The organism is Nitratidesulfovibrio termitidis HI1 (genome assembly GCF_000504305.1).
Classification (GTDB): domain Bacteria; phylum Desulfobacterota; class Desulfovibrionia; order Desulfovibrionales; family Desulfovibrionaceae; genus Cupidesulfovibrio; species Cupidesulfovibrio termitidis.
In genome coordinates, this window is record NZ_KI632512.1 from 211,065 (window position 1) to 237,312 (window position 26,248).

Here is a 26,248-nt window from a genome sequence, read left to right on the forward strand (position 1 = left end):
CAGCCCATGCGACATGTGCTTTCCGTTCTCGTGGAGAACGAACCGGGCGTGCTGTCCCGGGTGGCGGGGCTGTTCAGCGGACGCGGTTTCAACATCGAATCGCTGAACGTGGCCCCCACGCTGGAAGAGGGCGTTTCGCTCATGACCATCACCACCAGCGGCGAGGAGCAGATCATCGAGCAGATCGTCAAGCAGCTGCGCAAGCTGGTGACGGTGATCAAGGTGGTGGACTTCATCGACGTGTCCGCCGTGGAACGCGAGATGATGATGGTCAAGGTGCAGGCCGACGACGCCCGCCGGGCCGAGGTGCTGCGCATTGCCGACATCTTTCGCTGCAAGGTGGTGGATGTCAGCCTGAACGACCTGACCCTGGAAGCCACCGGCGACCACGGAAAGATCCAGGCCATCCTGAGCCTGCTGGCGCGTTTCGGCATCAAGGAAATCGCCCGCACCGGCACCGTGGCCATGCGGCGGTCCATGCAGCCGGAAACGACCTGACACCAGCGGGTCTCGGATAGCGGAGCTTTCAGCCGGAATGTTTCGGGATATTCACGCGCGGCGGCGGGCAGACAATGCCTTTCGCCGCGCGTCCCGCAACGCGGGGTATTACGGCGCTGATTGAACAAATATTCAGTCCGTCGAGTTTCGGTACCCCCCAAGGGGTAGCCTTCCGCCGCCGAATCCGGTATCGCAATCCATTGCGGCAGCGCTTTCGCTGCTTACGGTGGCAAACCCGCAAGGGTGCCGGGGCCACTCCTGGCACCGCGCGGGGTCTTCATACACCGCAACCGTCATTTGAGGACGCCGCACCCATGTGCGGCAGGGAGTAGATGATGAAGGTCTATTACGAACAGGATGCGACACTGGAGGTCCTGAAGGACAAGACCGTGGCCATCATCGGCTACGGCAGTCAGGGCCACGCGCACGCTCAGAACCTGCGCGACTCCGGGATCAACGTCGTTGTCGGGCAGCGTCCCGGCGGGGCCAACTACGAACTCGCCAAGGAACACGGCTTTGCGCCGCTACCCGTGGCCGAGGCCGCAGCCAAGGCCGACCTCATCATGATCCTACTCCCCGACCAGGTACAGGCTGCGATCTACGAAGCGGAAATCAAGCCGAACCTGAAGCCGGGCAACGCACTGTTGTTCGCCCACGGGTTCAACATCCACTTCGGCCAGATCGAGCCCCCGAAGGACGTCGACGTCTTCATGATCGCCCCCAAGGGGCCGGGCCATCTCGTTCGCCGCACCTACACCGAGGGGGGCGGCGTCCCCTGCCTCGTCGCCATCCACCAAGATGCGACCGGCAAGGCCATGGAGAAGGCTCTGGCGTACGCCAAGGGCGTTGGTGGTGCGCGTTCCGGCGTCATCGAAACCACCTTCAAGGAAGAAACCGAGACCGACCTGTTCGGTGAACAGGCGGTGCTGTGCGGCGGTCTTTCGTCGCTCATCAAGGCCGGTTTCGAAACCCTGGTCGAAGCGGGCTACCAGCCCGAAATCGCCTACTTCGAGTGCCTGCATGAAGTGAAGCTCATCGTCGACCTCATCTACGAGGGCGGCCTTGCCAAGATGCGCCACTCCATCAGCGACACCGCAGAATACGGCGACTACGTCACCGGCCGCCGCATCGTGACCGAGGAAACGAAGAAGGAAATGAAGAAGGTGCTCCAGGAAATCCAGGAAGGCACCTTCGCCCGCAACTTCATCCTCGAGGCCAAGGCCGGGTACCCCGGCTTCAAGGCCACCCGCCGCATCGAAGCCGACCACCAGATCGAAAAGGTGGGCGGCAAGCTGCGCGGCATGATGCCCTGGCTGCACAGGAAGTAGCCGCCAGCCTCATTGTCTTGCCTGTCAGACAGGGGCCGCTCCGTAAGGGGCGGCCCCTTTTGCGTGCGCGGTGGAAAAGGGCAGGGAGTGGGCGTGGGAAGGCAACCAGCGCGTACCAGGGGCCTGGCGGGCTGCGCGCGGCGCGCGGGTGTGCCCCATGGACGCACTGTGTGAGCGAAGACGTGAAAAATTGCGAGTGGGCGTTGCCCTGGCGGCGTTCCGGTAGTATTCTACGGGTAACGTCGTTTCTCCCCCCGGCTGGCGTACCCGCCGGGAACACGGCGATACCTGAAACCACAGGAGAGACACTCATGAGCACCATATTCAACGTCGCCGTCATCGTGGGCAGCCTGCGCAAGGATTCGCTGAACCGCAAGATGGCCAAGGCCCTGGTGGAACTGGCCCCGCCTGCGTTGCGCCTCGAATTCGTGGAGGTGGGCAGCCTGCCGCTGTACAATCAGGATCTGGACGACGAAGGCACCCCGCCTGCCGCCTGGGGTGATTTTCGCAAGACCCTCAAGGGGATGGACGCCGTATTGTTTCTGACGCCGGAATACAACCGCTCCATGCCGGCCACCATCAAGAACGCGCTGGACGTAGGTTCGCGCCCGTACGGCAGCAGCGTGTGGAACGGCAAGCCCGCTGCCGTCGTCAGCGTGTCGCCGGGCAACATCGGCGGCTTCGGCGCCAACCATCACCTGCGCCAGTCGCTGGTGTTCCTGAACATGCCCCCGTTGCAGCAGCCGGAAGCGTACATCGGCGGCGCGGACAAGCTGTTCGGTCCCGATGGCGCCCTTACCGATGCTTCCATGCGCGAGTTCGGCGCCAAGTTCATGAACGCCTTTGCGGGGTGGGTGGCCACCAACGTCAAGCGCTGACGAAGAGTTTTGGCATGGGGTGAACTGCCCTGATGCCGTGCGCCGCGACCGCGTGACCTGACGAAACGACGGCCCGCGCTCCTTTTGAGGGGCGCGGGCCGTCATGCGTTTGCGGGTATTCTTCACCCCGCACGGGCAGTACAGGAAGTGGCGATGTGGCTGTGGACTGCGGCGTCCGAAGGCGAGGCAGGGCGGACGGGGTTGCAGCCGCGCCATGCTTCGCTCAGGCCCCTTCGGCCACCAGCCTGGCGTACAGGTCTTCGTGTTCCGGGTACTTCAGCCCTGCGCCGGTCACGATGACGCTGGGGCGCAACTGGTCGGAGCGGGCATCGGTGATGGGCACGATCTCCCAGCGTCCGTCCTCGCGGCCGACGACCAGTTCCTGCTGCTGCCGGTGGGCAAGCTTGATGGCGAGGATGACGGTTTCCTTGAAGGTCATGGTGGCTCCGTGGCGTTCCTGGGTGCGTGATGCGCGAAGATGCCCGTGCACCCGGCATCGCGTCAAGTACGGCAGGCGTGGAAACAGGGAGAATCCGGCGGCACGCTGCCGCGCCTGTGCCTCAGTGCAGGCCGGTTGTCCTGCAGCAAATGAAAACGGCCCTCCGAAGAGGGCCGTTCGTATGCGTATGACTGGATTCCGAGAGGTTACGAACCGCAGCTGCCAGCGCTGCCGCAGCCGCCGCAGCTGCTGCCGCCGCCAAGCGGCTTGCCGGATTCCACCGAGAACCCCATGTAGCTGATGTCGATGCGGATGGATTCCGCCATGGTCAGAAGTTCGGCGTTCACGCAGAAGGTGTAGCCGCCTTCTTCGAAGACGTTGTCGGTATCGTTAGGCTCATCCAGAGCCAGGGCCAGCCGGGGACCGCTTCAGCCGCCGGGGGCAAGGTAGACCCGGATGGGGTTCTTCTGCTTGTCCGCAAAGTAGGCATCAAGCTCCTTGCGGGCGTTTTCGGTGATTTCGAACATGTGTCCTCCACTGTTGGATGTGCGGAGAGCAACAAGTACGTATCCGAGGTGTGTTTGTCAATGAACAGGCCTTAGGTCCATAGTGATTATCTATGGAACGCTGGGGGCAACGCGAAATCTGGCTCGGCGTTCGCGCGTGAAAAAGGGGCTGCATAGCGTGCAACCCCTTGAATTCGTGCGTATGAGAATGGAGCAGGCGTGCCCGGAGCACGGCAGTTGGTGGTGGGCGTCGGCGGGCCAGTCTCAGGATGCTTCGGATGTGCGTGCGCTGAGGGGGCGTTCGCAAATCACTTCGAATCCGGCGTTGCGCGCCTTGATGCGCACGGCGCCTACCTGCTGGGCCAGTCGCTGGCTGATGCAGAAGGTGTAGCCTTCCACCTGCACCACGTGGTCGCGTTCCGTGGGGGCGTCGGGTCCCAGTACGAGGTGCGGTCCCTTGCTGCCGCGCGGCGAAACGTAGATGCGGATGGGGCTTTGGGGGTTCTCCGAAAAGTATTCTTCCAGAATGCCCCGCGCGTCGTGTTCGAGGGTGATCATGTCCGTTTCCTTGCGGCCAGTGGCGACGTTAAGGCATACCCTACCGCAGAACTGGTGAAAAGGCCAACCGAATGACCGCGCAATGACCGCGCATGGCATGCGGCGCCACAGGAGGGCGTAACAGGGGCATGCCGTTGCCCCAAAGGGGGCCATGGACGGTTTGCCAAGCCGTCGGAAACCGGTTAGCAATGAAGATAGCTACCAATTCGCACCGGACGGGTGAACCCGATGGAACAGACCATTCTGCTGACGGACGAGGAAATGCGCCGGGCGCTGGAGCGCTTGGCCTATCAGGTGCTGGAACGCCACGGCGATTGCGCTGGCCTTGTGCTGGTGGGTATCCAGCGGCGTGGCGCCGACATCGCCGTGCGCCTTGGGCGCATCATTGCCGAACGCCTTGGCTGCGCATTGCCCTCGGGCGCGCTGGACATCAACCTGTATCGCGACGACTGGACCACCCTGTCCGCCAAGCCCGCCATCGGGCCGTCGGACATTCCCGTGGATCTGGACGGGCGCGACGTGCTGCTGGTGGACGACGTGCTGTTCACCGGGCGCACCATTCGCGCCGCGCTGGAAGCCCTGCTGGACTACGGCAGACCCCGCCGCGTGGAACTGCTGGTGCTGGTGGACCGGGGGCACCGCGAACTGCCCATCCACGCCGACTACGTGGGCCGCACCGTGAACACGGGCCGCAACGAGCAGGTGGACGTGCTGCTGCGCGAGCGCGACGGACGGGACCAGGTGTTGCTTTCGTCACACTAGGGGCTGTTTCTAACTTGTCCTTTCGCCCGTTGGCATCGTCAAACTTCACCTGCCATATCGGTCGAATACGATAAGAGTATGCTCCCTTATGGCAGGCTTGTTTTCCTTGCCAACGAACGAAAATCCTAAGTTAGAAACAGCCCCTAGGGGCGTCGAGTTTTTACAGTTCCGCGCCGCCTGCGTGCGGTGCACGAAAAACGGGGCGATGCCGGTACGGCATCGCCCCGTTGTCGCGTCGTGCGCGGGAAATGTACGGGGAGCCTAGACGCTCCCGGGCTTTCCGGTCTGGTGCGTCTGCCCCGGCCTCTTGCGGCGCAGGGCGTTTTCGCGGATGCGCTGTGCCGCGCGGTAGATGCGCCGGAACCGTTCGCGCCGCGCTGCCGTGAACACGCCGAATCGCCCGTGCAGCGGGAAGGCCAGCCGACGGATCATGAACACCGCCAGCACCACGGCGATGCCGCCAAAGGCGCGCAGCAGGCGGGCGGCATCATTTTCCGCGGCGAACGTCCACCACAATTCGTTGGTGTAGGGCACGCGGCCGTGCACGAACAGCCCCAGCAGCAGGGCGCAGCCCACCACCAGCAGCACCGCCACCATCCAGCGTGCGGTAAACCGCTCGCGCAGCAGCGAGGTGCGGCGGAAAAAACGCCGCCGGGTCACGCACAGCGAGGCCAGCACCAGCGCCAGCAGGATGGCTTCCTGCCAGTCCAGGCCCTTCAGCACGCAACTGCCGATGCCCAGCACCACCAGTGCCGTCACCAGCCGCCAGGCCGAGGCCAGGCGGCGTTGCAGCCCGCGTGAAAGCAGCAGCAGGCCGACACCAGCAACGCCCCCCAGGAAGTGGGCCGACTCCATGGCCCACAGCGGCACGCTGGCCATGAGCACTGCGCGGTTGTCCGCCGCCAGGGGGATGGCGCTGGAAAACAGCAGGATCAGCCCTGCGGCAAAGGCCAGATAGGCCATCAATGTGTGCGAAAGGGCGTCGGTCCAGTGGCCCGCCTCGTCCAGCATCCGTTCCGCCTCGTGGCGGCGCAGGTGCAGTTCGTGGCCGCCCAGAAGCACGGCGGCAAAGAGCAGCGGCAGCAGGTAGTAGATGAACCGGAAGCAGATCAGCGCGGCAATGACCGTTTGCGGCGAACTGGTGTGCGACAGGCTGAGAATGACCAGTTCGAACACGCCCGCACCGCCGGGCACGTGGCTGAGCACCACGGCCACGATGGCCATCAGGTACACGGACAGGAACTGGACAAAGTCCAGCCCGAGGTCGGCGGGCATCAGCACGTACAGGCAGGCCGCCGCCACTACCAGGTCCAGCCCGGCCACCATGGTCTGCATGATGGCCAGCCGGAAGGGCGGCAGCGCGAATTCCTTGCCCATGATCCGGATGGGGTGCTTCGCCACCAGCGTCAGGATGTGGTAGCCGACGGTCAGCCCCAGCAGCACCACGCCCAGCAGGCGCACGTCGCGCATGGGGATGTCGAGCGATTCGGGCACCGGCAGCGGCTGGATGATGAACACGGCCCCGGCCACGCCCAGCGCGCCCACCCAGAAGGTGATGGCCAGCATGACCACCAGGCGCACCACGTCCACCACGGAAAATCCCCAAGCCGAATAGAATCGGTAGCGCACCGAACTGCCGCCCAGCAGCGCCCCGAAGTTGTAGCTGGTCACGCAGCCAACGAACGAGACAAGGGCGGTGCGGGCCATGGACAGCGGCTTGTTGATGGCGCGCAGGGCCAGCGCGTCGTATCCCACCAGCACCATGTAGTTGAACACCATCAGCACCATGGAGGCCACGATGCTGGTCATGGGCATCTGGCGCATGCTCTCGCGGATTTCGTCGATGTGGTATTTGCTGACTTCGTTGTACAGCAGCCACACGGCCCCGCAGAAAACGGCGAACACCGCAACCTTGCCCAGTGAACGCAGGTGCTTCTTCCACGGTGAAGGATGGTTGGGGGCGGCGGATTCGACGTCTGTGTGCTTCATGCGGAGATGGTGCCGTCAGGGATGAAGGTGTTTGCGTGTGCCGCGTTGCCACACCTGTTGGCGCGGCGGAACGCAGCCTACACTGGAGACCCGGTTACGGCAAGGCGGTGAAGCATGAATTCCCGTGCGGGGCATGTCGTTGTCGCAGGGGGAAGGACGCGGCTTTGCGCGCGGTGCGTGCGGCTGAACATGCGGGACTGGCTGCGGGGACAGGTTCCGTACGCGGTTTCCGTTTTATCGGCGAGAGGGGTGCGGAACTGGCCGCGTGGCTGCCGCCATGCCGCAGGGCGGGCGACGCGGTTGGCGGATCGGCAGGGTGTTGCATATGGACCGTGAACCCCATGTTTCAGTTGCGAGGTCTGTTCCGCATGTTTCACGGTTTCGGGAAACGTGGCGCATCCCGCCTATCCATGGGTGGTGCATGAATATTTTCTCCTGTCGCATGGGTGTGTTGTGCCAAGAAGTCGGTTCAGTAGCATTTCTGTCACTTGAACACGTTTCAACGGTGCAGTAGAAGGACGTTCCGCAGGGGGACTGTGCCCCGGCTGCATGGCGCCTTGCATGTGCGAGGCGCCCGTTTGGCGTGTCCGCAGCCGTAGTGCGGACAGACGCGCGCCGCATTCGGCAAGGGGTTGCCCGGGGGCGTCGCGTCGGTACCTTTTCATGCCGCATCGCGCTGCCGCAGTGTGTCGGGGGCGATGCCGGGCGGGGGGCCTTTGACGGCGCAGGAGGATGGTGTCAGGCGTCACCACCCGATATGTCGTGCGGGCCGAAGGAAGAACATGCACACAGTGAGTGTTGGGCAGGAGATGTACCGCTGGATGACGGACCTCTTTCCCATCTGCAGAAGCCTTACCGGTGACGGGGTGCGCGAGACGCTGGGCTATCTGGGCGGGTTGCTGCCGGGCCTGCGCCTGCACGAGGTGTCCAGCGGCACGCAGTGTTTCGACTGGACCGTGCCGGACGAATGGAACATCCGCGACGCCTACGTGGCCGACATGCAGGGCAACCGGCTGATCGACTTCAAGGCCAGCAACCTGCACGTGGTGGGCTATTCCGAGCCGGTGGACGCCGTAGTGACCCGCGAGGAACTGGATTCCCGGCTCTATTCGCTGCCCGATCAGCCGGACGCCATTCCCTACGTCACCTCGTACTACAAGCGCACCTGGGGTTTCTGCATCGCGCACGACAAGCGCGAGGCGCTTGGCCCCGGCCCGTTCCGGGTGGTGATAGATTCCACCCTGGCCCCCGGCCACATGACCTGCGCCGACCTGTTCCTGCCTGGCCGTTCGGAAAAGACGGTGGTGCTGTCCACCTACGTCTGCCATCCTTCCATGGCCAACAACGAGCTTTCCGGCCCGGTGCTGCAAACGGCCATGGCCCGCCACCTGATGCAGCGCGACCGCGAACTGTCGTACCTGCTGGTGTTCGTGCCGGAAACCATCGGCACCATCTGGTATCTCAGCCAGCATCTGGCCGAAATGCAGCGCAACGTGGTGGCCGGTTTCGTGCTGAGCTGTACGGGCGACGACCGGGAATGGTCGTACCTGCCCTCGCGCCAGGGCAACACGTTGTCCGACCGCGCACTGCTGCACGTGCTGGGCGCCTACCACCCCGATTTCAAACGCTACACCTTTCTGGACCGGGCCAGCGACGAGCGCCAGTACAACAGCCCCGGCGTGGACCTGCCCATCATTCCCTTTGCGCGCAGCCTGTACCGGCACTATCCGGAGTACCACACCTCTCTGGACGATCTTTCCGTGGTGTCGCCCGCAGGGCTGGACAATTCGTTCACCACGCTGGCGCGCTGTCTGGACATCATCGAGAACAACCGCACCTGGCGCGCCAACTGTCTGTGCGAGCCGCAACTGGGCAAGCGCGGCCTGTACCCCACCACGTCGATGAAGAACGGGTACTGCAACAAGGTGAACATCATCATCGACTACCTGGCCTACGCCGACGGCACGCTGGACCTTGTGCAGATTGCCGACCGCATCGGCGTGCCCGCCGACGAGTGCATCCCCGTGGTGCGCGAACTGGTGGCGGCGGGCGTGCTGGCCCCGGTGGACTAAGGCTGGGGTAGTGCCGTGAAGGGCGGGCGGGGGTATCGGAAGATGCGTCCCGTGCCTGCAGCATGGGCTGGATCGGTGCGCGGCGGCTGCCGGTAGCCCCGCGCCGGAGTTGCCCACTCCGCCAGCTTTCGTCCGATGCAAACCCAAATTCCCACGAACAACGAGGCCCCCGGCACAACGCCGGGGGCCTTTTGCATGCTGTGATGAGTGTGCGCGGCGCTAGTTCAGCCCGGCCACACCAGCCTTGGCGACCGCCATGTCGTTTTCCACCGAGCTGCCGCTGACGCCCACGGCCCCGATGATGGTGCCGTCCTTGGCGCGCAGCAGTTCACCCCCGCCGAAGATGACCAGATTGCCGTTGGTCACCTCTATGCCGTACAGCGGCTGGCCCGGCTGGGCCGCGTCCCCCAGTTCCTTGGTGGACATGTTGAAGAAGCGCGCCGTGCGGGCCTTGCCGATGGAAATGTCGATGCTGCCCAGGAACGCCCCTTCCATGCGGGCGAAGGCCTTCAGGTTGCCCCCGGCGTCCACCACGGCGATGTTCATCAGCGTGCCCTGTTCCACGGCCCTGGCCTGCGCGGCGGCAATGACCTTCTGCGCCTGGGCCAGGGTGATGTCGCCGGGCAGAACCAGCTTGGCCGCGTCCGCCGGTGCCGCCTGCGCGGGAGCGGCCACGGCCATGCAGCAGCCCACGGCCAGCAGGGCCGCCAGCAGCAGCCCGCCGATGCACCGGATGTTCACGCTGTTCCGGAAATTCACGGTGCCCCGAGTGTCGTGTGTCATTGCAGCCTCCTTGTCGGTCACGCCAAGCGTGAGTGCTTGCCGTTATAGGCTTTGGTGCCGCATAGCATATTTTTCGTGACTGTACACGTGCGCGATGGGGCCCGGCGGCCCAAGGACGGGGGGGCGGTGCTGGTCAGCGCATGGGGGGAGGGCAGGGGCCAGCGGGCGGCGGCAGATGGCGATAGGGGGGAGAGGGAGACGGGACAGCGATGCGGTGAAAGGATGTGGAGAGCGGCAATGGAAAAGGGGGTGTAATGCCCCCCTTAAATCAAGCGGCCTTTAAGGGAGAATTCCTCCAGGTTTTGTTTGCCTGCTGATGGACGCCTTGCGGAGTCTTCCAGCCAAGCGCCGAATGCAGGTATGTGGTGTTGAAGTTTTCTATCCAGTCAGAGAGGGCGCGGTCGAGGTGTTCCAGGCTACGCCATTCGTGCAGCCAGAAGAGCTCTTCCTTGATCGTACGCATTGTCCGCTCGGTATCCGCGTTCCCTTTGGGATTGTTGTAGCTGGTAAACGCCTGCGTGATGCCGAGAGTCGCGCAGTCGCGCATAAAAGCCGTTCCTGTCGGTTGGCAGCCGTTGTCGCTCATCAGGCTCAGGCCGTGCCCCCGGACGCCTCCGGGAAAGTGCGTCTGGATAGCCGTATCCAGAGCTTGCAGCCACTCATGGCTCCGGCTCCGGTAGTCGGCATGGTGGCCCACGATCTTCTTTGGAAACCAGTCCACCACCAGCACGATATACACCCAGCCGCCTTCCGTCATGACCTTGGTCATGTCGATGCCCCACCACTGACACGGGCGGACGGGGCGCGGCTTGCTTCCGGAAGGGGTGCGCTTTGCCCGCAAGGCTGCGCGCTTCACCCCAAGGCCATGCAGACGCATCAGGCGTGCCACTCGTTTGACGTTGATGATCAGGCCGTTTTTATACCGAAGGGTGGCCCATACGCGGCGATAGCCCCAAAAGGGATGTTCCATTTTCAGGGACTCGATCAACGGCAAGAGTTCGGCATCGCGCTGAAGCTGGGCCTGGCCGGATCGGCGCTTGCCGCTTACCAGTCGTTTTTTTAACTCCAGCGTCAGTTCGCCAACGGCTTGCTTGAGTTTTTGGTTCTCTGTCGCAAGGCGTTCTTCTCGTCGGTTAGTGGCGCCCACCTCAAAAGCCAGGGCGGCATTGGCCAACAACGTGTCGCGCCAGCGGTAATACATACCCTGAGTGATTTGATACTCACTGCAAATGCTTGCCACAGAGCGACCCTGCAATCCCTCAAGCACAATGCGGGCCTTGCTTTTGCTGTCCCAGACTCGGCGTTTCATGCTTCCTCCAAGGATGGAAGAAAACTACCTTAACAGGGCCACCTTGTTAATGGGGGGCAGTATAGGGGCACGACCCCCCTTCGCGTTCTGGTGAAATCAGTCCAGTTCCTCGTCTTCCATGTCTTCGCCAAAGCCGTGGTAGTCGGCAAGGCGGCGCGCCTTTTTCAGGGCTTCCGCGCATTCCTTGGCGATGGCCTGAATACCCTTGGCGGACACGGCATCGGGCTTGGGGGCTTCGGCCTGTTGAGCGACGTCGTCCTGATCCGCGCCGTCCCCCATATCCGTGTCGGCACTGCCCATGGCGTTGGCGCGCATGGCGTCGGTGAAAATCCAGACGCGGTTGGTGAGGTAGCGGCTGTCACCCGCCGTCCACGTAGCGCTGCCGCTCTTGCACGCGGCGGGAATGATGCCGCGCGTGCCCGGCCTGTCCGTGAAGCACTGGACGTACAGGCTGTAGTCCGCTTCGCGCCGCACCTCCACGAAGGCGCACAGGGCGTGCTCGTCCTCTTTGTCCATGCCCTTGGAGGTGGTGGGAATGGCCCCTTCTTCGAGAAGATCGTGTGGTGTAAGGTGGAAGACGTTCATGGTGGCTCCGGCTTATCTTTGGGGGGAGGGGCCGCAATCGGCCTCGCTTTCGCTGGCTGGCATCATAACGAAAGAAGGGGCCGGACTGTGTCCAACCCCTTGAAATATGGCGGAGAGGGTGGGATTCGAACCCACGTACCGGCTACTAACCGATAACTCGATTTCGAGTCGAGCGCGTTACGGCCACTTCGCTACCTCTCCGCGTGCCAATCGGGGCTTGCCCGTGGCGGAGTGACCTTTTAGGAAATTTCGGAAAGGAAAGCAAGCCCAAAGAGGGGGACTGGAGGACGGGGCGTGCGGCTTCGGCTGTAGGGATAGTTCTTGAGGCTTCGCACCTGTCTCGTTATAATATTAATTGGGTTCAAAAAGTACCTGCGTTGATTTTTCATAACTGCGGTATCCTCGCGTGGTTAGCGAGTAGAAATGGGCATCCAGTCGGATAGTTCGCTCAACGATTAAAAAGATAGGGCGCAGATGAGTCTAACAACCAACCTGTCGGGAAGATTAAGGAATACTACTCTTCCTAGAACTCATGCCTTATTGCCTCTCTTTGAAGCGGTTGTAAACTCTATACACGCGTGCGAAGACCTGCCTGGAAAGAGCATTACAGATGGGTCGATATGTGTACATATTCTGCGTGAGCCTAAGTCTGAAGAGCAAACAAACTTGCTTGGCGATGACGGTGCAAAAAAAACTGGCCCGGAAGCTTTGCCAGAAATTGTGGGCTTCAAAATTGATGATAACGGGGTAGGGTTCAATGATGAAAATATGATGTCTTTCAAGGAGCTTGATAGCGACTACAAAGAAGAGAAAGGCTGCCGTGGTATCGGACGTCTGCTCTGGCTAAAGGCGTTTAAAGATGTCAGCGTGAAGAGTAGTTATTTCTCTAAAGATGGAAAAATTTTTCAGCGGGTTTTTACGTTTGACAAACAAAATGGAGTGAAACCGGGATCTCCCGAAGGAAAGATCGGGTCGCATATAAGAGAGCCTCAGACTGAAGTCGTGTTGTCTGGATTTGTTCCCGGGTATCGAAAGTATGCTCCGAAAACTATTAATAAAATAGCACATAGCATGCTTGAACATTGTCTCTGGTACTTTATCCGCGAAGGGGGCAGGCCAAGGATTAGCCTCGTTGACGGAGACAATGCTGTTTTTTTGGATGATTTGTTTGACGGGTTTACTTTGGGGAATATTGAGCATGAGTCGATAAATATTAAAGGATGCAAATTTGAACTTACATATATAAAAGCAAGAAATCCCAGTCTGAGTAGTCATGAAGTGTGTTATTGCGCTGCTGATAGATTGGTTAGAAAAGAGAATATTACAAATAAAATTCCTGGATTGTATCGGAGGATATCAGACGCCTCCGGTCAATTCGCATATCTCTGCTTTGTTGTTTCCCCCTTTTTAAACGAGCGGGTTCGTTCTGAAAGGACAGGGTTTGACATTGAAGAGAGTAAGAATTGTAGCGGAGAGGATGCTGTTAATCAGTTGGGGCTTTTTGATGATAATGCCGATGATGAAATCGTTTTCGACGAAATTAATGATGTTGTGCTGAGGCAAATAGCTACACAGCTAGGTCCTATTCTTGATAAAAACAAAGAAGGCGGACGCAAACGTGTAGATACTTTCGTTTCGACTACTGCTCCAAAATATAAACCAATACTACGTCATTATCCTGAACTGACTGTTGATCCAGACACGTCTGACAAAGAGCTTGACATTATTCTTTACAAAAAGCTGTCAGATCTTGAAGTGAGCATGATATCCACGGGGCATGATTTGTCAAACACTCAGGATGATGAGCCCTTTGGGAATTATAAAAAGAGATTGGGGCAATATCTTGCAGTGGCGAGTGATATAAAAAAGTCGGACTTAGCAAGTTACGTTTCGCATAGAAAAGTGGTGCTAGATTTCTTTGAAGGGGTCATTAAGCGGCATAGAGATGGAAAGTATTCCCAAGAGAATATTGTTCATCAGCTAATCATGCCTATGCAGGTAGAATCCGGCGACATTAGGTTCGATGATGCAAATCTTTGGCTGATAGATGAACGACTTGCTTTTCATAACTTTCTTGCTTCAGATAAAACATTGTTCTCGATGCCAATAACAGGGGCGACGGAGGCTCTTGAGCCAGATATAGCATGCGTTAATATCTACGACAATCCATTGTTGGTTAATGAAGGACAGAAGTTGCCGTTGGCTAGCATAACCGTCATAGAAATTAAACACCCCATGCGTAATGATTTCTCGGAGGGCGAGAAAGATAATCCGATTGAGCAAGCACTGCTGTATGTTCAAAAAATTCGCAAAGGACAAGTTAAAACGTTAGAAGGTAGACCGATTCCTCAGTCGGAACCTATTCCCGCATTTTGTTACATCCTTGCTGACTTAACACCTAAGATGATTGAAAGGGCAGCGTTGATGGCACTGAAACCAACTAGCGATTATATGGGGTACTTTGGGTACAATGATAACTATAAGGCCTACATTGAGGTTGTAGGCTTTGATAGATTGATTTTAGCAGCTAAAGAGCGCAATAGAGCCTTTTTTGACAAGCTTGGGCTTCCCTCTAATTAACTGAATAGGACTTCGTTTATCCAGTATTTTCGGTGGCGAGAGGCAAAGGTAGGTTGTTAGTCTGTGCGCTGCCCCTACCTCCGCTCCCGGAAAAACTCCTGCAACAGCGCCCCGCACTCTGCCGCGCGCACATGGCCCATGTGCCACACCCGGTGGTTGTGGAAGGGCTGGTCCAGCGCGTCCAGGCAGGAGGTAACGGCCCCGGCCTTCAGGTCGGGCGCGCCGTACACCACGCCCGCCACGCGGGCATGCACCATGGCCCCGGCGCACATCAGGCAGGGTTCCAGCGTCACCACTAGCACCGCGCCGTCCAGCCGGTAGTTGCCGGTGGTGCGGCAGGCCTCGCGCAGGGCCATCATTTCCGCGTGGGCGGACGGGTCGTGCGTGGCCACGGGGGTGTTGTGCCCCGTACCGATGATGCGCCCCTGCCGGTCCACCACCACCGCGCCCACGGGCACTTCGCCTAGGCCTGCGGCCTTGCGGGCCTGCGCAAGTGCGGCATCCATCAGCACATCCCACGTCCAGCCGGGCGGGGCAGGGGGGACTGGGCCAGCCGGTCCGCGCAGGGCGTAGGGCGGCAGGATGAAGGCGTCGTCCGTCACGATACTGCTCCGAAAAATATCCGGCCCGGTTGCCGTCTGGTGGCCGGGCCGGTTTCTGTTGCGTCCTTGGCGCGGCGAAGGCCCGCAAGCCTCGTCTGTCGCGCCTTTGGGTGGTGTCGTCACGAGCGGGAATTTTGTTCTCTGCCAAGGAAGAACTATTTTTTATGTAGGGAGTGCGGCAGCCGTTAGGCGAGCCTGTGAGCCATACGGATGGCGACCGCACCGCGTACTCTTTTTGTACTCGACCGAAATAAAAAATGGTTCTGACGCAGGCAGAGGGCAAAAGGACGCTCGTGACGGCACCCCCTAGATGATCACATGCTTCCTTATGTAACTCACCACCTGCTCGGGGGTGTCCAGCACGGTGAAGAGTTCCATTTCTTCTTCGCGGATGAAGTTGTACGAGACCATCTTGTCGCGAATCCAGTCCAGCAGGCCGTTCCAGTAGTCACTTTTGTACAGGATGATGGGGAACGGCTTGATGCGGTGGGTCTGCGTCAGCACAAAGGCCTCGGTCAGTTCGTCCAGCGTGCCCACGCCGCCAGGCATGACCACGTAGGCCATGGCGTACTTGATGAACATCAGCTTGCGCACGAAAAAGTAGCGGAAGTCGCAGCGCGTCTTCACGAACTGGTTGGCGCCCTGTTCCATGGGCAGGTGGATGTGCAGCCCCACGGATGTGCCGCCCGCGTCGGCCGCGCCCTTGTTGCCCGCTTCCATAAGGCCGGGGCCGCCGCCGGTGATGACGCCGTATCCGGCCTCCACCAGCTTGCGGGCAATGGTTTCCGTTTCCGTGTACAGGGGATTGTCGGGCTTCACCCGCGCGGACCCGAAAATGGACACGCAGCGGTCCAGGTCGCTCAGGGTTTCGAAGCCGTCCACCAGTTCGGCCATTATCTTGAAGAGCCGCCACGACTCCTTTATGGACAGGTTGTCAATCACGTACTGCTTGGAAGAACCCATTGCACACTCCTTGAGTTTTGCGCACTATACGGGTTCCGCGCAGCCCGCGCAACGCTTGGAAATCGTTTGCGGGATTGGTATGCGGGGCGGATGGCTCCCGGCTTGGTGCGTTCTGCCGCCCGGCGGGCCTTCCCGCAGTCCTTCCAGGCTGACGGGTTCTTACGGCATGGTGTCGTCCGGTCACGCAGGGGGGCCTGTCACGCCCGTTCCGCCTGTCGCGCCCGTTCCGCCAGTCGCGCGTGCCCAGAGAAACGGTTACACACCCGGCGGCTGGTACCCCCGTCGTGTCCCGCACATTCGCAGCCACTCCAACGCAATCCCGACGCTTCGTTACGCGTTCAACCGCCCCGACTACCCGGCGCTTCCGGCATTTCCGCATCGCACGCCATCCGCGCCTTCACCACTCACCGGAACCAGAGGAACGGCATGAACATACAGTTTCTGGGAGCCGCGCAAACCGTCACCGGCTCGTGCTACATGCTGGAAGCCAACGGCACCCGCTTCGCCGTCGATTGCGGCATGCATCAGGGCAACTCCGAAATCGAAAAACGCAACGCCGATACGGAAATCTATCGCCCCGGCGACATTGCCTTCTTTCTCGTCACTCACGCCCACATCGACCACACCGGCCTTCTGCCGCGCATGACGCGCGAAGGCTTCAAGGGCGACATCTACTGCACCCCGCCTACGCGCGACCTGATGGACATCATGTTGCAGGATTCCGCGCATATCCAGGAAATGGAAGCGGAGTGGGAAACCCGCAAGCAAAGCCGCTTTGGCAAGCGCAAGCCGGTGGAACCCCTGTACACCATGGCCGACGCCCAAAGCGCCGTGCGCAGGCTGCGCCCCGTGGAATACAACGCCCCGTTCGAACCCGCGCCGGGCATCCGCGTAACCTACAAGGACGCCGGGCACATTCTGGGTTCCGCCTTTCTTGAAATAGAGGTGACGGAAAACGGCACCCCCACGCGGCTGGTGTTTTCCGGCGACCTGGGGCGGCCCAACCAGCTTATCGTCAACGACCCCGACCATCCCGCCCGGCCCGACTACCTGTTCATGGAATCCACCTACGGCGACCGTGACCACAAGGATTCCGAAAACAGCCGCGCCGAACTGGCGGAAGCCATCGCCTACAGCCACAGCCACGGCGAAAAGGTAATCATTCCCGCCTTTGCGGTGGAGCGCACCCAGCAGGTGCTGTACACCCTGCACATGCTGTGGAAGGACGGCAAACTGCCCGCCGACATGCCGGTGTACATCGACAGCCCGCTGGCCATCCGCGCCACGGAAATCTTTCGCAAGCACCCGCGTTTCTACGATGACGACCTGAAGGCCGCCTACGCGCGCGGCGATGACCCGCTGTCCCTGCCCAACCTGCGCTACACCCTGAGCAGCCAGGAATCGCAGGCGCTTAACGGCATGAAGGGTTCGGCGGTGATCATTTCCGCCAGCGGCATGTGCAACGCGGGCCGCATCAAGCACCACCTGCGCCACAACCTGTGGCGGCAGGGGGCGGCCATCGTGTTCGTGGGCTATCAGGGCGTGGGCACGCCGGGCCGCAAGATCGTGGACGGCGCGCAGACCATCCGCCTGTTCAACGAAGACGTGGCGGTGAACGCCAAGGTGTTCACCATCGGCGGCTTTTCGGCCCATGCCGGGCAAAGCCACCTGCTCGACTGGGTGGGTGCCTTCCAGCACAAGGACATGGAAGTGTTTCTGGTGCATGGCGAAGAAAAGGCCCAGGCCACCCTTTCGGAAAAGCTGCACGAGCGCTACGGTCTTACCGTGCACATTCCCACCTACATGGAAGAGGTGACGCTGAAGCCGGGCCGTACCATGCTGACCGCGCCCGACGAAAGCCGTGCCCACCCGCGCGTGGACTGGGAGTTTCTGCTGGGCGACACCGAGGCCAAGGTGGCCATGCTGCGCCAGCGTCTGGCCGGGGTGGAAAAGCGCCCGTGGGTGGAGCAGGTGGACATTCGCGACCGGATGGCCGACCTGAATCGGGAGATATTGAGCCTGCTGTCGCAGGTGTAGACTCAAAATTGTCTTTTTGCCCGTTGGCTGTGGGGGCGGGGGGTGCGTTCATACGCACTTCCTGCCTCCCCCCAAGGGCGGATGAACGTTTAGCGGATGCAGGAGTTTCATGCGCATCATCGCAGGTGAATACGGCGGCCGCGTGCTGAAGACGGCCGAAGGGCCGGGCTACAGGCCCGCCATGAGCAGGGTGCGTGAAGCGCTCTTTTCCATGCTGGAATCGCGCGGGGTGGTCTGGCCCGGCCTGCGCGTGCTGGACCTGTTCGCGGGCAGCGGCAGCCTGGCCTTCGAGGCGCTGAGCCGGGGCGCGGCGGAGGCGTGGTTTGTGGAAACCGCCCCCAAGGCGGCGGAACTGATCCGCAAGAACGCCCAGACGCTGGGCATTGCCCAGGAACGCTGGCAGGTGGTGCAGGAAGACTGCAACAAGCTGCTGGCGCGCCGGGCGCGCACCACCTTCGACGTGGTGTTCATAGACCCGCCCTACGGCGCGGGGCAGCTGTCGCCCACGCTGCGCAACGCGGTGCGCAACGGCTGGCTGGCGGACGGGGGTATCGTGGCCGTGGAGGTGGAGGCGCGCCTGCCGCTGGACCCGGAACGGGAAAACGCGGCGCTCGTGCCCATCGTGGACCGGACCTACGGACAGACAAGGATCGTGCTATGGACCACGCGCGAGAACGGGTAGGGCGTCTTGCCATCTATCCCGGCACCTTCGACCCGCTGACCAACGGCCATGTCAGCCTCATCCGCCGGGGCTGCCAGATATTCGACAACGTGGTGGTGGCCGTGGCCGCCGACACGCCGAAAACGCCGCTGTTCTCGCTGGACGAGCGGGTGCGCATGGCGGAGGACGTGTTTGCCGGGCACCCCTCCATCACCGTGGAGCCGTTCACCGGCCTGCTGGTGGACTATGTGGAGCGGCGCGGGGCCAACGTGATTCTGCGCGGGCTGCGCGCGGTGTCCGACTTCGAGTACGAATTCCAGCTGGCCCTGATGAACCGCAAGCTCAAGCGGCACATCCAGACCGTGTTCCTGATGACGGACTACCAGTGGCTGTACATCAGTTCCACCATCATCAAGGCGGCGGCCAGCCTGGGCGGCGACATCAAGGGGCTGGTGCCGGAAAACATCTACCGCAAGCTGCGCGAAAAGTACGGCTATCCCTATCCGCTGGGCGATGACATCGACCTTGGAGTGGGCGGGCCCGGTGGGCCGGGCGGGGCTGGCGGCAGGTCGGGCGGCGTGGGCTCTGCGGGGTCAGCCTTTGGAGCGGGCCTTGGCAACGGGGGCTTTCTGCCGCGCGGCCTGGGCGCGGGCCTGAGCGCCGAGTGTGACGATGCGCTACGCAACGGCGGCCTCGACCCCGACGACGACGGCTATGGGGGCGGGACGCCGCCCATGGCGCCGACTTTTTGAAGATTGCGACCGTGACTGAGCACTCTGTTTTGCATTCGGCGCACGACATCGCCCCCCCCATCCGCGTGATCTGTCTGGTTGGCCCCACGGGGGCGGGCAAGACGGCTGCGGCGCTGCACCTGGCCCGCACCTTCCGGGGCGGGGTGGTCAACGCCGATTCGCGGCAGGTCTACCGCGACTTTCCCATCATCACTGCGCAGCCCTCGCCGGAAGAACGCGCGGTGTGCCCGCACCTGCTGTACGGTTTTCTGCCAAGCACGGAAAAGATCAGCGCGGGGGTGTGGACCGACAAGGCCACGCAAGCCATCAACGACCTACTAGGCGGCGGGCTGCTGCCCCTGCTGGTGGGCGGCACCGGCCTGTACCTGAAGACCCTGCTGGACGGCATTGCCGACATTCCCCGCGTGGACCCGGCCATCGGCGCGCGGCTGGAGCGCGAATGCGACGCGCTGGGCGCGCCTGCCCTGCATGCCCGGCTGGCGGTCATCGATCCGGACTATGCCACGCGCATCCATCCCAATGATCGCCAGCGCGCCGTGCGCGCGCTGGAGGTGCACGAGGGCACCGGGCACACCCTGTCGTGGTGGCACGCCCGGCCAGTGCCGCCGCCGCGTTACGCGGCGCTGCGCATCGGCATGGACATGAACCTCGACGAACTGACGCCCCGGCTCGACCACCGCATCGACCTGATGCTGGCTGCGGGCGCACTGGACGAGGCCCGCGCCGCCCGCGCCGTGTGCGACGACCCCGCCGCGCCCGGCTGGTCAGGCATCGGTTGCGCCGAACTGTACCGCCACCTTGTGGGCGAACTGCCCTGGGCCGAGGCCCGGCTGTTGTGGCTGCGCAACACCCGCGCCTACGCCAAGCGGCAGCTTACGTGGTTCCGGGCCGACAGGCGCATCCACTGGATCAGGCCCGACGACCTCGACGCCATGACCGCGCTGGCCGCCGCCTTTCTGCGCGGCGAGGCAGCGGAGTAGGGCGCACGCTTCCGGCTGCATCGCTACCTCTTCATCCCCTCCTTGCCTCTTCCTCTCGCGGACGCCAGCCGTCTGGCTGTCACGCGCACTGAAAAACAGCCGCGTCAGTTGTCACATACTCACATGCGGTGTAGCATGCGCCAAACCTCAGGGAGGCGTCATGAACGCACAAGATATGGAGAATTCGGGTCGCAAGCCGTGGAGCCCCTATGTGGGCGGCGCGCTGAGCGGCCTTCTGGTGGTGGCCTCGGTGTGGGTGGCGGGCAAGTACTTTGGCGCGTCCACCACCTTTGTTCGATCGGCGGGCTTCGTGGAGCGGGTGTTTTCGCCCGAACGCGTGGCCGCGCTGGATTACTTCATCAAGGAAGTCCCCAAGGTGGACTGGCAGTGGATGTTCGTGGCCGGGATATTCGTGGGGGCGCTGCTGGCGTCGCTGGCCTCCGGCTCCTTTCGCTGGCAGGCGGTGCCGCCCGGCTGGGCTGGGCGTTTCGGTCCGTCACGGCTGCGGCGCGGCGTGACGGCCTTCTGCGGTGGCGTGCTGTCCATGTTCGGCGCGCGCCTGGCCGACGGCTGCCCCAGCGGGCATGGCCTGAGCGGTTCGTTGCAGCTTGCGGCAAGCGGGTTCGTGGCGCTGGCCTGCTTTTTCGCGGGCGGGCTGGTGACGGCATACATCCTGTACAGGGGGAGGTAGCCATGGACCTTACCTACGGGCTCGTCACGGGCATCCTGTTCGGCATCTTCCTGCAACGCTCCGAAGTGCTGCGCTACGACAAGCAACTGGGCGCGCTGCGCCTGCGCGACATGACCATCGTCAAGTTCATGCTTTCCACCGTGGTGGTGGGTATGGTGGGCGTGTACCTGCTGGTGGATCTGGAACTGGCGAAGCTGTCGGTAAAGCCGCTGGTGCTGGGCGGCAACATCGTGGGCGGGCTGGCCTTCGGTCTTGGGTGGGGGCTGCTGGGGTACTGCCCCGGCACCTCGCTGGGCGCGCTGGGCGAAGGGCGCTGGGATGCCCTGTGGGGCATTCTGGGCAGCCTGTGCGGCGCGGCCCTGTACGCAGAAGCCTACCCGAGCATGAAGGCCACCCTGCTGACCTGGGGCGACTACGGAAAGGTCACCCTGCCGCAATTGCTGGGAATCAACCACTGGGTGCTCATCATGCCGCTGGTGGCGGGCGCGCTGCTGCTGTTCCGGTGGTTCGAGCGCAAGGGGCTGTAGATACGGGATGAAATTCGGGCTTCGGGCCGCCGTTCCTGCGCAGGGATGGCGGCCCGCTTCGTTTTTCCGGGGGCGGCGGGCAGCGCGGCATGCGGCCACGCCGTCAGGCGTCTCCGCCCGGAATATGGCCGCAGGACTTGCCCGCCGGGCCGTCACCCCCTATGCTGGGCAAAACGGGGCGTCGGCTTTCCGACTGCGGCGCTCGTCCCGGCTGGCCGTGGTCCGTTTCCGGACGGTTCCGGGCGTGCCGGGACGCCGGGCTGGCGCGCATCGCATGGTCCTTGGCGCGGAATTTGCTTTTTGCCGGGCATGGATCAGCCACGGAAAACGATGCACACGGCAGCATGCACGCATGCAGGGGCGCAAGGGGTGCTCCGCATGGCATGCGAGCCGGGCACGTCATGTGCGCCGAGTGAATCGAGGGAACCGAGTGAGCTGGGCGAGTTGGGCGCGCCTGGGAGCATCGGCAACGGAGGATGGTGGGTGAAGCGCAAACGCACGGCATGCAGCGGCCTGATGGCCGTGGTCGCACTGGCGGTGGGCGTGCTCGGCCTGGTGGCCGGGTTCGTGCCCGACGCGGGCAGCCCGTTCGTGCGCGCCCCGCTGAGCGACAGGGTGCTGCGCGCCAGGCCTGCCGTCGAACGTCCGGTGGCCGTGGGTGAACAGTGGCGCATGCGCGCCACCGTTGCCCGACCCGGCGATGCGCCCCTTGCTGCTGAACCGGCTGAACCGGCCCTGCCCGCGTTGTCGGCCATGCCGTCCGCCATGGTTTCCGCAGATGTCGCGGACGGCGGGGCACAGGCCGTGGCGCTGCCTGCCTCGGTGCATGCGGCGGTGGCCGCCTCGCTGGGCGGGGCTGGTCTCTCCGGCATGTTGAGCGGCACGGCGGAGGAATTCCCGCCTTTTCATGCCGTTCCCTCGGTCAGCTTCGCCGGGGGCGGCGTGGCCGTATCCACCGTGGACGGGCACCGCCCCGTGGATGCCATGGCCGATGCCTCTCCCATGATCCTGCTCGGGCTCGACCCCATGCGTGTCGACGGTGGGCGCGCGGGAGAGCCGACGTTGGTGGCCGAGCCGGCTTTCTACGGCGAGGCCCTGGACCAGACCGGGCGCCCGTTGCGCTGGACGCGCGGCGAAACGACCCAACTGCTGGCCAGGGAATGCGCCGCCACACGTCGTTCCGTCGTGGCAGGGGTACGGCGACCGGTGTACGGCGGCGCCTCGCGCGAGGTGCTGGTGGCCGCGACGCCCGAGCAGATGTTGCTGCGCGCCCGCCAGTACCGTGACATGGTGGACCGCTACGCCCGGCGCTACAACCTTTCCCCGCGCCTGGTGCTGGCCATCATGCATGCCGAGAGCGGCTTCAACCCCAATGCGGTCAGCCCGGCGCAGGCCCTGGGGCTGATGCAGATCGTGCCGGAAACCGCCGGGGGCGAAGTGCACGCCTACCTGCACGGCACGCCCGGCCAGCCGCCGCGCGATGCCCTGTTCGACCCCGGCACCAATATCCGCTACGGCACGGTATACCTGCATCTGCTGGCCAACCGCCATTTCCCCGACATCGTCAACCCCTCCACTCGCGAACTGTGCGTCATCGCCGCCTACAACGGCGGCCCCAACGCCCTGCTGCGCGTGTTCGATGCCGATCGGGACAAGGCCGTGGCCATGATCAACGCCATGACCACCCAGCAGGTGTATGACAAACTGGTGCGTCACATGCCCGCCGACGAGTCGCGCAAGTATGTGGACAAGGTACTTGCCTCGTTGGAGAATTTTTCATCCCTGCATTGATGTGCACCGTCGGGCCCGTGGCGTCTCCCGGCGTTGTATTGCGAACCGAAAGGGCGTAAGGGAGTTTGGCTGCGCCATCCGGCGCGCCGCCATGCCCAGCGGGCACGGCATTTCAGTCCGTGGTCGCCCCCGCGCGGGGCCAACCGTTCCGAACACAGGAGTCGTTCATGAAGAGATATGCCCTCGTACTGCTGGCCCTTGCCGCCGTGGTGGCGCTTGCCGGGTGCAACCAGCCCAAGTCCGGCGGCATCGCCGTGGTGAATACCGCTCGCGTCTATCAGGAAAGCGAGGCGGGCAAAGCCGGGGTGAAGCACCTCGAAACGCTGCACGAGGAAATGCAGAACCAGCTCAACCAGATGCAGGAATCGCTGCAGAAGGACCAGAGCGACGACAACAAGCGCAAGTTCCAGGAAGCCTTTGCCGACTACCAGAAGCGCATGGGCGCCGAACAGCAGCAGGTCATCTCCGTGCTGAACGAGAACCTGCAGAAGGTGCTGGATTCCTACCGCGAAAAGAACGGCCTTGACGTCATCGTGGGCAACGACAACGTGCTCTCCGCCGGTCCCAGCGCCGACGTTACCGGCAACATCGTGGCCGAACTGAACAAGCTGAACATCACCTTCAAGCCTCTTGAAGCGGAAGCCCCGGCCAAGCCGGCGGAAGCTCCCAAGCAGTAGCACTTGCGGGCACAGGGCGTACGCCCGCCATGCCCGCATCCGACAGGTATTCGGTAACGACAGGGACGCTCCGGCAGGCCGGGGCGTCCCTTTTTTGCGCCCGGCATGGGGCAGGGCGGGCACCCGGCGCGGAAGACGGTCGCGCCGGGCGGCGCAGGACCGTTGCGCGGCACGTCATTCGTGGCGCAACGACCGCACAATTTCGCGGTAGCGCGGCGTTTCCGCCAGTTCGCTCAGTGCGGCATCGATGCGTGCGGCCGTGGCGGCATCCACCCCTCGTGCGACCATAAGGTAGCGTGGTTCTGCTGTGGGGTTGCCCGGCACCGGGCGCAAGGTCAGGCTGGAACCAAGGTCGGGGTGGGTGCGCAGCAGGTGGGCCGCCTCTTCGTGGCTCATGAAGGATATGTCGTGGGCGCCGTCCATGATGGATCGCAGCATCCGGGCGTTTTCATCGCGGGTGCGGGTGGGCGAGGTGCCGGTGCGTTCCAGCGCCTGCGCCAGCCAGGCGCCGTACCAGTAGCCGTCGCCCAGCACCACCCGCAGCCCCCCGGCCAGCAGCGAATCGAGAGACCGGGCGGAAGCGGCCAGCCCCGCATCAGTGCGTCGCACGACGATGACCGGCGGCAGTGGAACATACAGGGGGCCGATGAAGCGGGCGAAGGTTTCGCGTTCCGGCGTTCGGTACACGCCGGGCGTGCAGGCGAAGGGCGCACCGGCGCGGAAGGTTGCGAGGATTTCGGTGAAGGTGCTGGTGACAAGGCGGGGCTTAAGGCCCGCGCGCTCCAGTGCGAGCAGGGTCATTTCCACCAGCGGCCCGCCCCGGGTCTCGGGGGTTGCCGTGAAGAACGGTGGCCGGTGGTAGATAAACACCGTGATTTCGCGTGGCGGTGGGGTGGCGGTGGCGGCATGCCCGGCGTGCCACGGTGCGGTGCATGCCGCCAGCACAAGCAGCAGAATGCCCAGCGGGCGCAGGCAGGGACGGACGGTGGTGAGGCAGGCGTGGGGCCGGACGTGAAGCAGGGCCATGGCAACCTCCGGCTGTGGTCGGGGAGTGATACCTGACCACAGGGTGCCGCGATCATGGCTGGTGCTGAATGATTATCACGCAGGCGCGTGCGTCGCGGAACTTCCGGGGCGGATGCGTCCTCGGGAGGCAGTGCGCTCGTGAGGCTGGGTGACAGAGTGCTGGGGATGGGGCATGGCGTCGTGGGATGCGCAGAGGGGGCCGGGCGCGTGGTGCCGGACACATGGTGCCGGGCGCGTGGAACCTGCTCGCTGGGCAGCCCGCCTGCCCCGCCCGTGCGGCCCGCCGCGTCGATCAGGGCGTGGCGGGGGCTGCGTCCGGCAGGGTGGTCGCAGCGTCACCAGGCATGTCCCCCAACACGGCTATGATGGCGTCGTCTATGTGGCGCATGGTGGCATCGTCCACGCCACCCCCGCACATCAGATGGCGGGTCTGGGGGTGGCCCGGCAGCGCATCCTGCCCGGTCAGGGGCACCAGCCGCAGCGCCTGGAGCAGCCGGGGTGATCGGCGCAGCAGTTCGGTCGCCTCTTCCTGTTCCATCAGGGTCATGTCGTAGCGGCCGGATGCCAGCATTTCCAGCAGGGCTGCGTTATCGGCCGTGCTGCGATAGACCGGCGCGCGAGATCGGGCCAGCGCTTCGTCCATGGCCGGGCCGTATGAAAATCCGTCGCGCAGCACCATGCGCAGCCCGGCGGCCAACAGCCCGGTCAGCCCCTTGCCATCGGCCACCCGGTGCGCGGTGTCTGCCCGCAGCACCGCAGCCGGAGGCTGGTTGCGATAAATGGGCACGCTGAACCGGGCGAACTGTTCGCGCTCGCGGGTGCGGTACCAGCCGGGGGAGCATGCGTTCGCCATGGGGTTCTGTTCGAACAGCGCCGTGATGCGCTTGGGCGGCATTTCCGCGACGTGGTACGGAATGCGAGCGGCGTCCAGCACGCGGCGCACGGCATCGATGAGAAACCCTCCGGCCACGCCGTGGTCAAAGGTGTAGTAGGGCGGGCGATGAAAGGCGAGGATGGCCAGCTCGCGTTGCGAAGGCGCTGCCCCCTGCTCGGCTTCGGCGCGCGCAGGCGCGGGCAGGGCCAGCAGGCACCAGAACGTGGCTGCCAGGGCAAGGCCAGTGAACGTCGGAAGGCAAGGTGGGCAATGACTGGCGTGCATGGCTGCCTTTTCGGGTATGGCATGCGGTTGCCCGGCAGGAACTGCGGCAGATCCGGATGGGAAGTGCCGCAGGCAGGCCGCGTGTTCATGGTGGA

24 protein-coding genes, 1 tRNA gene and 1 pseudogene are annotated in these 26,248 nt (G+C 63.2%); 14 read left to right on the top strand and 12 right to left on the bottom strand.

Translation table 11 applies throughout. From position 1 onward, the window contains the following. Window positions 1-6 precede the first annotated feature (6 nt). The 3 genes from ilvN (at window position 7) to DESTE_RS01060 (ending at window position 2,704) form a co-directional block, all read left to right on the top strand. The gene (gene ilvN, locus DESTE_RS01050; protein WP_035064085.1) at window positions 7-498 is read left to right on the top strand and encodes an acetolactate synthase small subunit; all 492 of its coding nucleotides are present in this window, start codon (window positions 7-9) and stop codon (window positions 496-498) included. A 335-nt stretch (window positions 499-833) separates the two neighbouring features. Continuing rightward, on the top strand, window positions 834-1,826 hold the full coding sequence (gene ilvC, locus DESTE_RS01055; protein ID WP_035064087.1) for a ketol-acid reductoisomerase: 993 nt from the start codon (window positions 834-836) through the stop codon (window positions 1,824-1,826). A gap of 311 nt (window positions 1,827-2,137) precedes the next feature. Beyond that, window positions 2,138-2,704, top strand: a complete 567-nt coding sequence (locus tag DESTE_RS01060; protein ID WP_035064089.1) for an NADPH-dependent FMN reductase — start codon at window positions 2,138-2,140, stop codon at window positions 2,702-2,704. A gap of 223 nt (window positions 2,705-2,927) precedes the next feature. Here the strand turns inward: DESTE_RS01060 and DESTE_RS01065 are convergent, their stop codons facing one another. The 3 genes from DESTE_RS01065 to DESTE_RS01080 form a co-directional block, all read right to left on the bottom strand. Continuing rightward, window positions 2,928-3,143, bottom strand: coding sequence for a hypothetical protein (locus DESTE_RS01065; RefSeq protein WP_012611313.1), 216 nt, complete (start codon window positions 3,141-3,143; stop codon window positions 2,928-2,930). Window positions 3,144-3,349: 206 nt separating this feature from the next. After that, window positions 3,350-3,670, bottom strand: coding sequence for an IscA/HesB family protein (locus DESTE_RS17380; protein ID WP_084559301.1), 321 nt, complete (start codon window positions 3,668-3,670; stop codon window positions 3,350-3,352). Window positions 3,671-3,913: 243 nt separating this feature from the next. Further along, window positions 3,914-4,207, bottom strand: coding sequence for an adhesin (locus DESTE_RS01080; RefSeq protein WP_035064099.1), 294 nt, complete (start codon window positions 4,205-4,207; stop codon window positions 3,914-3,916). A 228-nt stretch (window positions 4,208-4,435) separates the two neighbouring features. Here DESTE_RS01080 and pyrR point away from each other — a divergent pair, with 228 nt between their 5' ends. Further along, window positions 4,436-4,969, top strand: a complete 534-nt coding sequence (pyrR, locus tag DESTE_RS01085; protein WP_035064100.1) for a bifunctional pyr operon transcriptional regulator/uracil phosphoribosyltransferase PyrR — start codon at window positions 4,436-4,438, stop codon at window positions 4,967-4,969. A gap of 261 nt (window positions 4,970-5,230) precedes the next feature. Here pyrR and DESTE_RS01090 read toward each other — a convergent pair whose 3' ends face one another. Beyond that, on the bottom strand, window positions 5,231-6,958 hold the full coding sequence (locus DESTE_RS01090) for a putative bifunctional lysylphosphatidylglycerol flippase/synthetase (RefSeq protein ID WP_035064102.1): 1,728 nt from the start codon (window positions 6,956-6,958) through the stop codon (window positions 5,231-5,233). An 821-nt stretch (window positions 6,959-7,779) separates the two neighbouring features. Here DESTE_RS01090 and DESTE_RS01095 point away from each other — a divergent pair. Beyond that, a complete protein-coding gene (locus DESTE_RS01095; protein WP_245590680.1) occupies window positions 7,780-9,030 on the top strand; it encodes a DUF4910 domain-containing protein in 1,251 nt (416 codons plus the stop codon). A 219-nt stretch (window positions 9,031-9,249) separates the two neighbouring features. On the opposite strand, the gene DESTE_RS01100 is transcribed toward DESTE_RS01095, so the two are convergent. The 4 genes from DESTE_RS01100 to DESTE_RS01115 form a co-directional block, all read right to left on the bottom strand. Then, window positions 9,250-9,813 carry a heme-binding protein gene (locus DESTE_RS01100; protein ID WP_156925222.1) on the bottom strand — a complete coding sequence of 188 codons (564 nt, stop codon included), beginning with the start codon at window positions 9,811-9,813 and terminating at the stop codon, window positions 9,250-9,252. Between the two features lie 268 nt (window positions 9,814-10,081). After that, window positions 10,082-11,122, bottom strand: a complete 1,041-nt coding sequence (locus DESTE_RS01105; RefSeq protein ID WP_084559302.1) for an IS3 family transposase — start codon at window positions 11,120-11,122, stop codon at window positions 10,082-10,084. 96 nt (window positions 11,123-11,218) lie between these two features. Further along, complete coding sequence (locus tag DESTE_RS01110; protein ID WP_035064106.1) at window positions 11,219-11,707, bottom strand: hypothetical protein; 489 nt, start codon at window positions 11,705-11,707, stop codon at window positions 11,219-11,221. A gap of 107 nt (window positions 11,708-11,814) precedes the next feature. Beyond that, window positions 11,815-11,908: transfer RNA gene (locus DESTE_RS01115), tRNA-Ser, on the bottom strand. A 273-nt stretch (window positions 11,909-12,181) separates the two neighbouring features. Between DESTE_RS01115 and DESTE_RS17385 the strand changes: the two genes are divergently transcribed. Next, complete coding sequence (locus DESTE_RS17385; RefSeq protein WP_084559304.1) at window positions 12,182-14,287, top strand: ATP-binding protein; 2,106 nt, start codon at window positions 12,182-12,184, stop codon at window positions 14,285-14,287. Between the two features lie 74 nt (window positions 14,288-14,361). Here DESTE_RS17385 and tadA read toward each other — a convergent pair whose 3' ends face one another. Both tadA and DESTE_RS01125 read right to left on the bottom strand, forming a co-directional pair. Next, window positions 14,362-14,793 carry a tRNA adenosine(34) deaminase TadA gene (gene tadA, locus DESTE_RS01120; protein ID WP_051384546.1) on the bottom strand — a complete coding sequence of 144 codons (432 nt, stop codon included), beginning with the start codon at window positions 14,791-14,793 and terminating at the stop codon, window positions 14,362-14,364. Window positions 14,794-15,195: 402 nt separating this feature from the next. Further along, the gene (locus tag DESTE_RS01125) at window positions 15,196-15,852 is read right to left on the bottom strand and encodes an LOG family protein (protein ID WP_035064108.1); all 657 of its coding nucleotides are present in this window, start codon (window positions 15,850-15,852) and stop codon (window positions 15,196-15,198) included. Window positions 15,853-16,278: 426 nt separating this feature from the next. Between DESTE_RS01125 and DESTE_RS01130 the strand changes: the two genes are divergently transcribed. From DESTE_RS01130 to DESTE_RS01165, 8 genes and pseudogenes are all read left to right on the top strand, one after another. Continuing rightward, complete coding sequence (locus DESTE_RS01130; RefSeq protein WP_035064111.1) at window positions 16,279-17,889, top strand: MBL fold metallo-hydrolase RNA specificity domain-containing protein; 1,611 nt, start codon at window positions 16,279-16,281, stop codon at window positions 17,887-17,889. A 109-nt stretch (window positions 17,890-17,998) separates the two neighbouring features. Further along, on the top strand, window positions 17,999-18,571 hold the full coding sequence (gene rsmD, locus DESTE_RS01135; protein ID WP_035064112.1) for a 16S rRNA (guanine(966)-N(2))-methyltransferase RsmD: 573 nt from the start codon (window positions 17,999-18,001) through the stop codon (window positions 18,569-18,571). After that, window positions 18,547-19,077, top strand: a pseudogene (gene coaD, locus DESTE_RS01140) (pantetheine-phosphate adenylyltransferase); the annotation flags it as partial. The gene rsmD and the pseudogene coaD, both read left to right, overlap by 25 nt. A gap of 272 nt (window positions 19,078-19,349) precedes the next feature. Continuing rightward, window positions 19,350-20,282: a tRNA (adenosine(37)-N6)-dimethylallyltransferase MiaA gene (gene miaA, locus DESTE_RS01145; protein WP_035069332.1), complete on the top strand. Its 933-nt coding sequence runs from the start codon at window positions 19,350-19,352 to the stop codon at window positions 20,280-20,282. Window positions 20,283-20,457: 175 nt separating this feature from the next. Then, a complete protein-coding gene (locus DESTE_RS01150) occupies window positions 20,458-20,973 on the top strand; it encodes a YeeE/YedE thiosulfate transporter family protein (RefSeq protein ID WP_035069335.1) in 516 nt (171 codons plus the stop codon). A gap of 2 nt (window positions 20,974-20,975) precedes the next feature. After that, window positions 20,976-21,500: a DUF6691 family protein gene (locus tag DESTE_RS01155; RefSeq protein WP_035064117.1), complete on the top strand. Its 525-nt coding sequence runs from the start codon at window positions 20,976-20,978 to the stop codon at window positions 21,498-21,500. 483 nt (window positions 21,501-21,983) lie between these two features. After that, window positions 21,984-23,291: a transglycosylase SLT domain-containing protein gene (locus DESTE_RS01160; RefSeq protein ID WP_035064120.1), complete on the top strand. Its 1,308-nt coding sequence runs from the start codon at window positions 21,984-21,986 to the stop codon at window positions 23,289-23,291. A gap of 167 nt (window positions 23,292-23,458) precedes the next feature. After that, the gene (locus DESTE_RS01165) at window positions 23,459-23,968 is read left to right on the top strand and encodes an OmpH family outer membrane protein (RefSeq protein WP_035064122.1); all 510 of its coding nucleotides are present in this window, start codon (window positions 23,459-23,461) and stop codon (window positions 23,966-23,968) included. A 174-nt stretch (window positions 23,969-24,142) separates the two neighbouring features. Here the strand turns inward: DESTE_RS01165 and DESTE_RS01170 are convergent, their stop codons facing one another. Continuing rightward, window positions 24,143-24,994 (bottom strand): substrate-binding periplasmic protein, encoded by an 852-nt coding sequence (locus DESTE_RS01170; RefSeq protein WP_035064125.1) that lies wholly within the window; start codon window positions 24,992-24,994, stop codon window positions 24,143-24,145. Window positions 24,995-25,286: 292 nt separating this feature from the next. Further along, the gene (locus tag DESTE_RS01175; protein ID WP_035064128.1) at window positions 25,287-26,153 is read right to left on the bottom strand and encodes a substrate-binding periplasmic protein; all 867 of its coding nucleotides are present in this window, start codon (window positions 26,151-26,153) and stop codon (window positions 25,287-25,289) included. Between the last annotated feature and the right edge of the window lie 95 nt (window positions 26,154-26,248).

Coding starts and splice junctions, on each gene's coding strand:
- DESTE_RS01065 (WP_012611313.1), bottom strand. CDS start 3,143: ATGACCTTCAAGGAAACCGTCATCCTCGCCATCAAGCTTGCCCACCGG.
- DESTE_RS01095 (WP_245590680.1), top strand. CDS start 7,780: ATGACGGACCTCTTTCCCATCTGCAGAAGCCTTACCGGTGACGGGGTG.
- pyrR (WP_035064100.1), top strand. CDS start 4,436: ATGGAACAGACCATTCTGCTGACGGACGAGGAAATGCGCCGGGCGCTG.
- DESTE_RS01100 (WP_156925222.1), bottom strand. CDS start 9,813: ATGACACACGACACTCGGGGCACCGTGAATTTCCGGAACAGCGTGAAC.
- DESTE_RS01165 (WP_035064122.1), top strand. CDS start 23,459: ATGAAGAGATATGCCCTCGTACTGCTGGCCCTTGCCGCCGTGGTGGCG.
- DESTE_RS01155 (WP_035064117.1), top strand. CDS start 20,976: ATGGACCTTACCTACGGGCTCGTCACGGGCATCCTGTTCGGCATCTTC.
- DESTE_RS01110 (WP_035064106.1), bottom strand. CDS start 11,707: ATGAACGTCTTCCACCTTACACCACACGATCTTCTCGAAGAAGGGGCC.
- DESTE_RS01175 (WP_035064128.1), bottom strand. CDS start 26,153: ATGCACGCCAGTCATTGCCCACCTTGCCTTCCGACGTTCACTGGCCTT.
- DESTE_RS01150 (WP_035069335.1), top strand. CDS start 20,458: ATGGAGAATTCGGGTCGCAAGCCGTGGAGCCCCTATGTGGGCGGCGCG.
- tadA (WP_051384546.1), bottom strand. CDS start 14,793: ATGGATGCCGCACTTGCGCAGGCCCGCAAGGCCGCAGGCCTAGGCGAA.
- DESTE_RS01090 (WP_035064102.1), bottom strand. CDS start 6,958: ATGAAGCACACAGACGTCGAATCCGCCGCCCCCAACCATCCTTCACCG.
- DESTE_RS01080 (WP_035064099.1), bottom strand. CDS start 4,207: ATGATCACCCTCGAACACGACGCGCGGGGCATTCTGGAAGAATACTTT.
- ilvN (WP_035064085.1), top strand. CDS start 7: ATGCGACATGTGCTTTCCGTTCTCGTGGAGAACGAACCGGGCGTGCTG.
- DESTE_RS01125 (WP_035064108.1), bottom strand. CDS start 15,852: ATGGGTTCTTCCAAGCAGTACGTGATTGACAACCTGTCCATAAAGGAG.
- DESTE_RS17385 (WP_084559304.1), top strand. CDS start 12,182: ATGAGTCTAACAACCAACCTGTCGGGAAGATTAAGGAATACTACTCTT.
- DESTE_RS01060 (WP_035064089.1), top strand. CDS start 2,138: ATGAGCACCATATTCAACGTCGCCGTCATCGTGGGCAGCCTGCGCAAG.
- DESTE_RS01170 (WP_035064125.1), bottom strand. CDS start 24,994: ATGGCCCTGCTTCACGTCCGGCCCCACGCCTGCCTCACCACCGTCCGT.
- DESTE_RS01130 (WP_035064111.1), top strand. CDS start 16,279: ATGAACATACAGTTTCTGGGAGCCGCGCAAACCGTCACCGGCTCGTGC.
- DESTE_RS01105 (WP_084559302.1), bottom strand. CDS start 11,122: ATGAAACGCCGAGTCTGGGACAGCAAAAGCAAGGCCCGCATTGTGCTT.
- ilvC (WP_035064087.1), top strand. CDS start 834: ATGAAGGTCTATTACGAACAGGATGCGACACTGGAGGTCCTGAAGGAC.
- rsmD (WP_035064112.1), top strand. CDS start 17,999: ATGCGCATCATCGCAGGTGAATACGGCGGCCGCGTGCTGAAGACGGCC.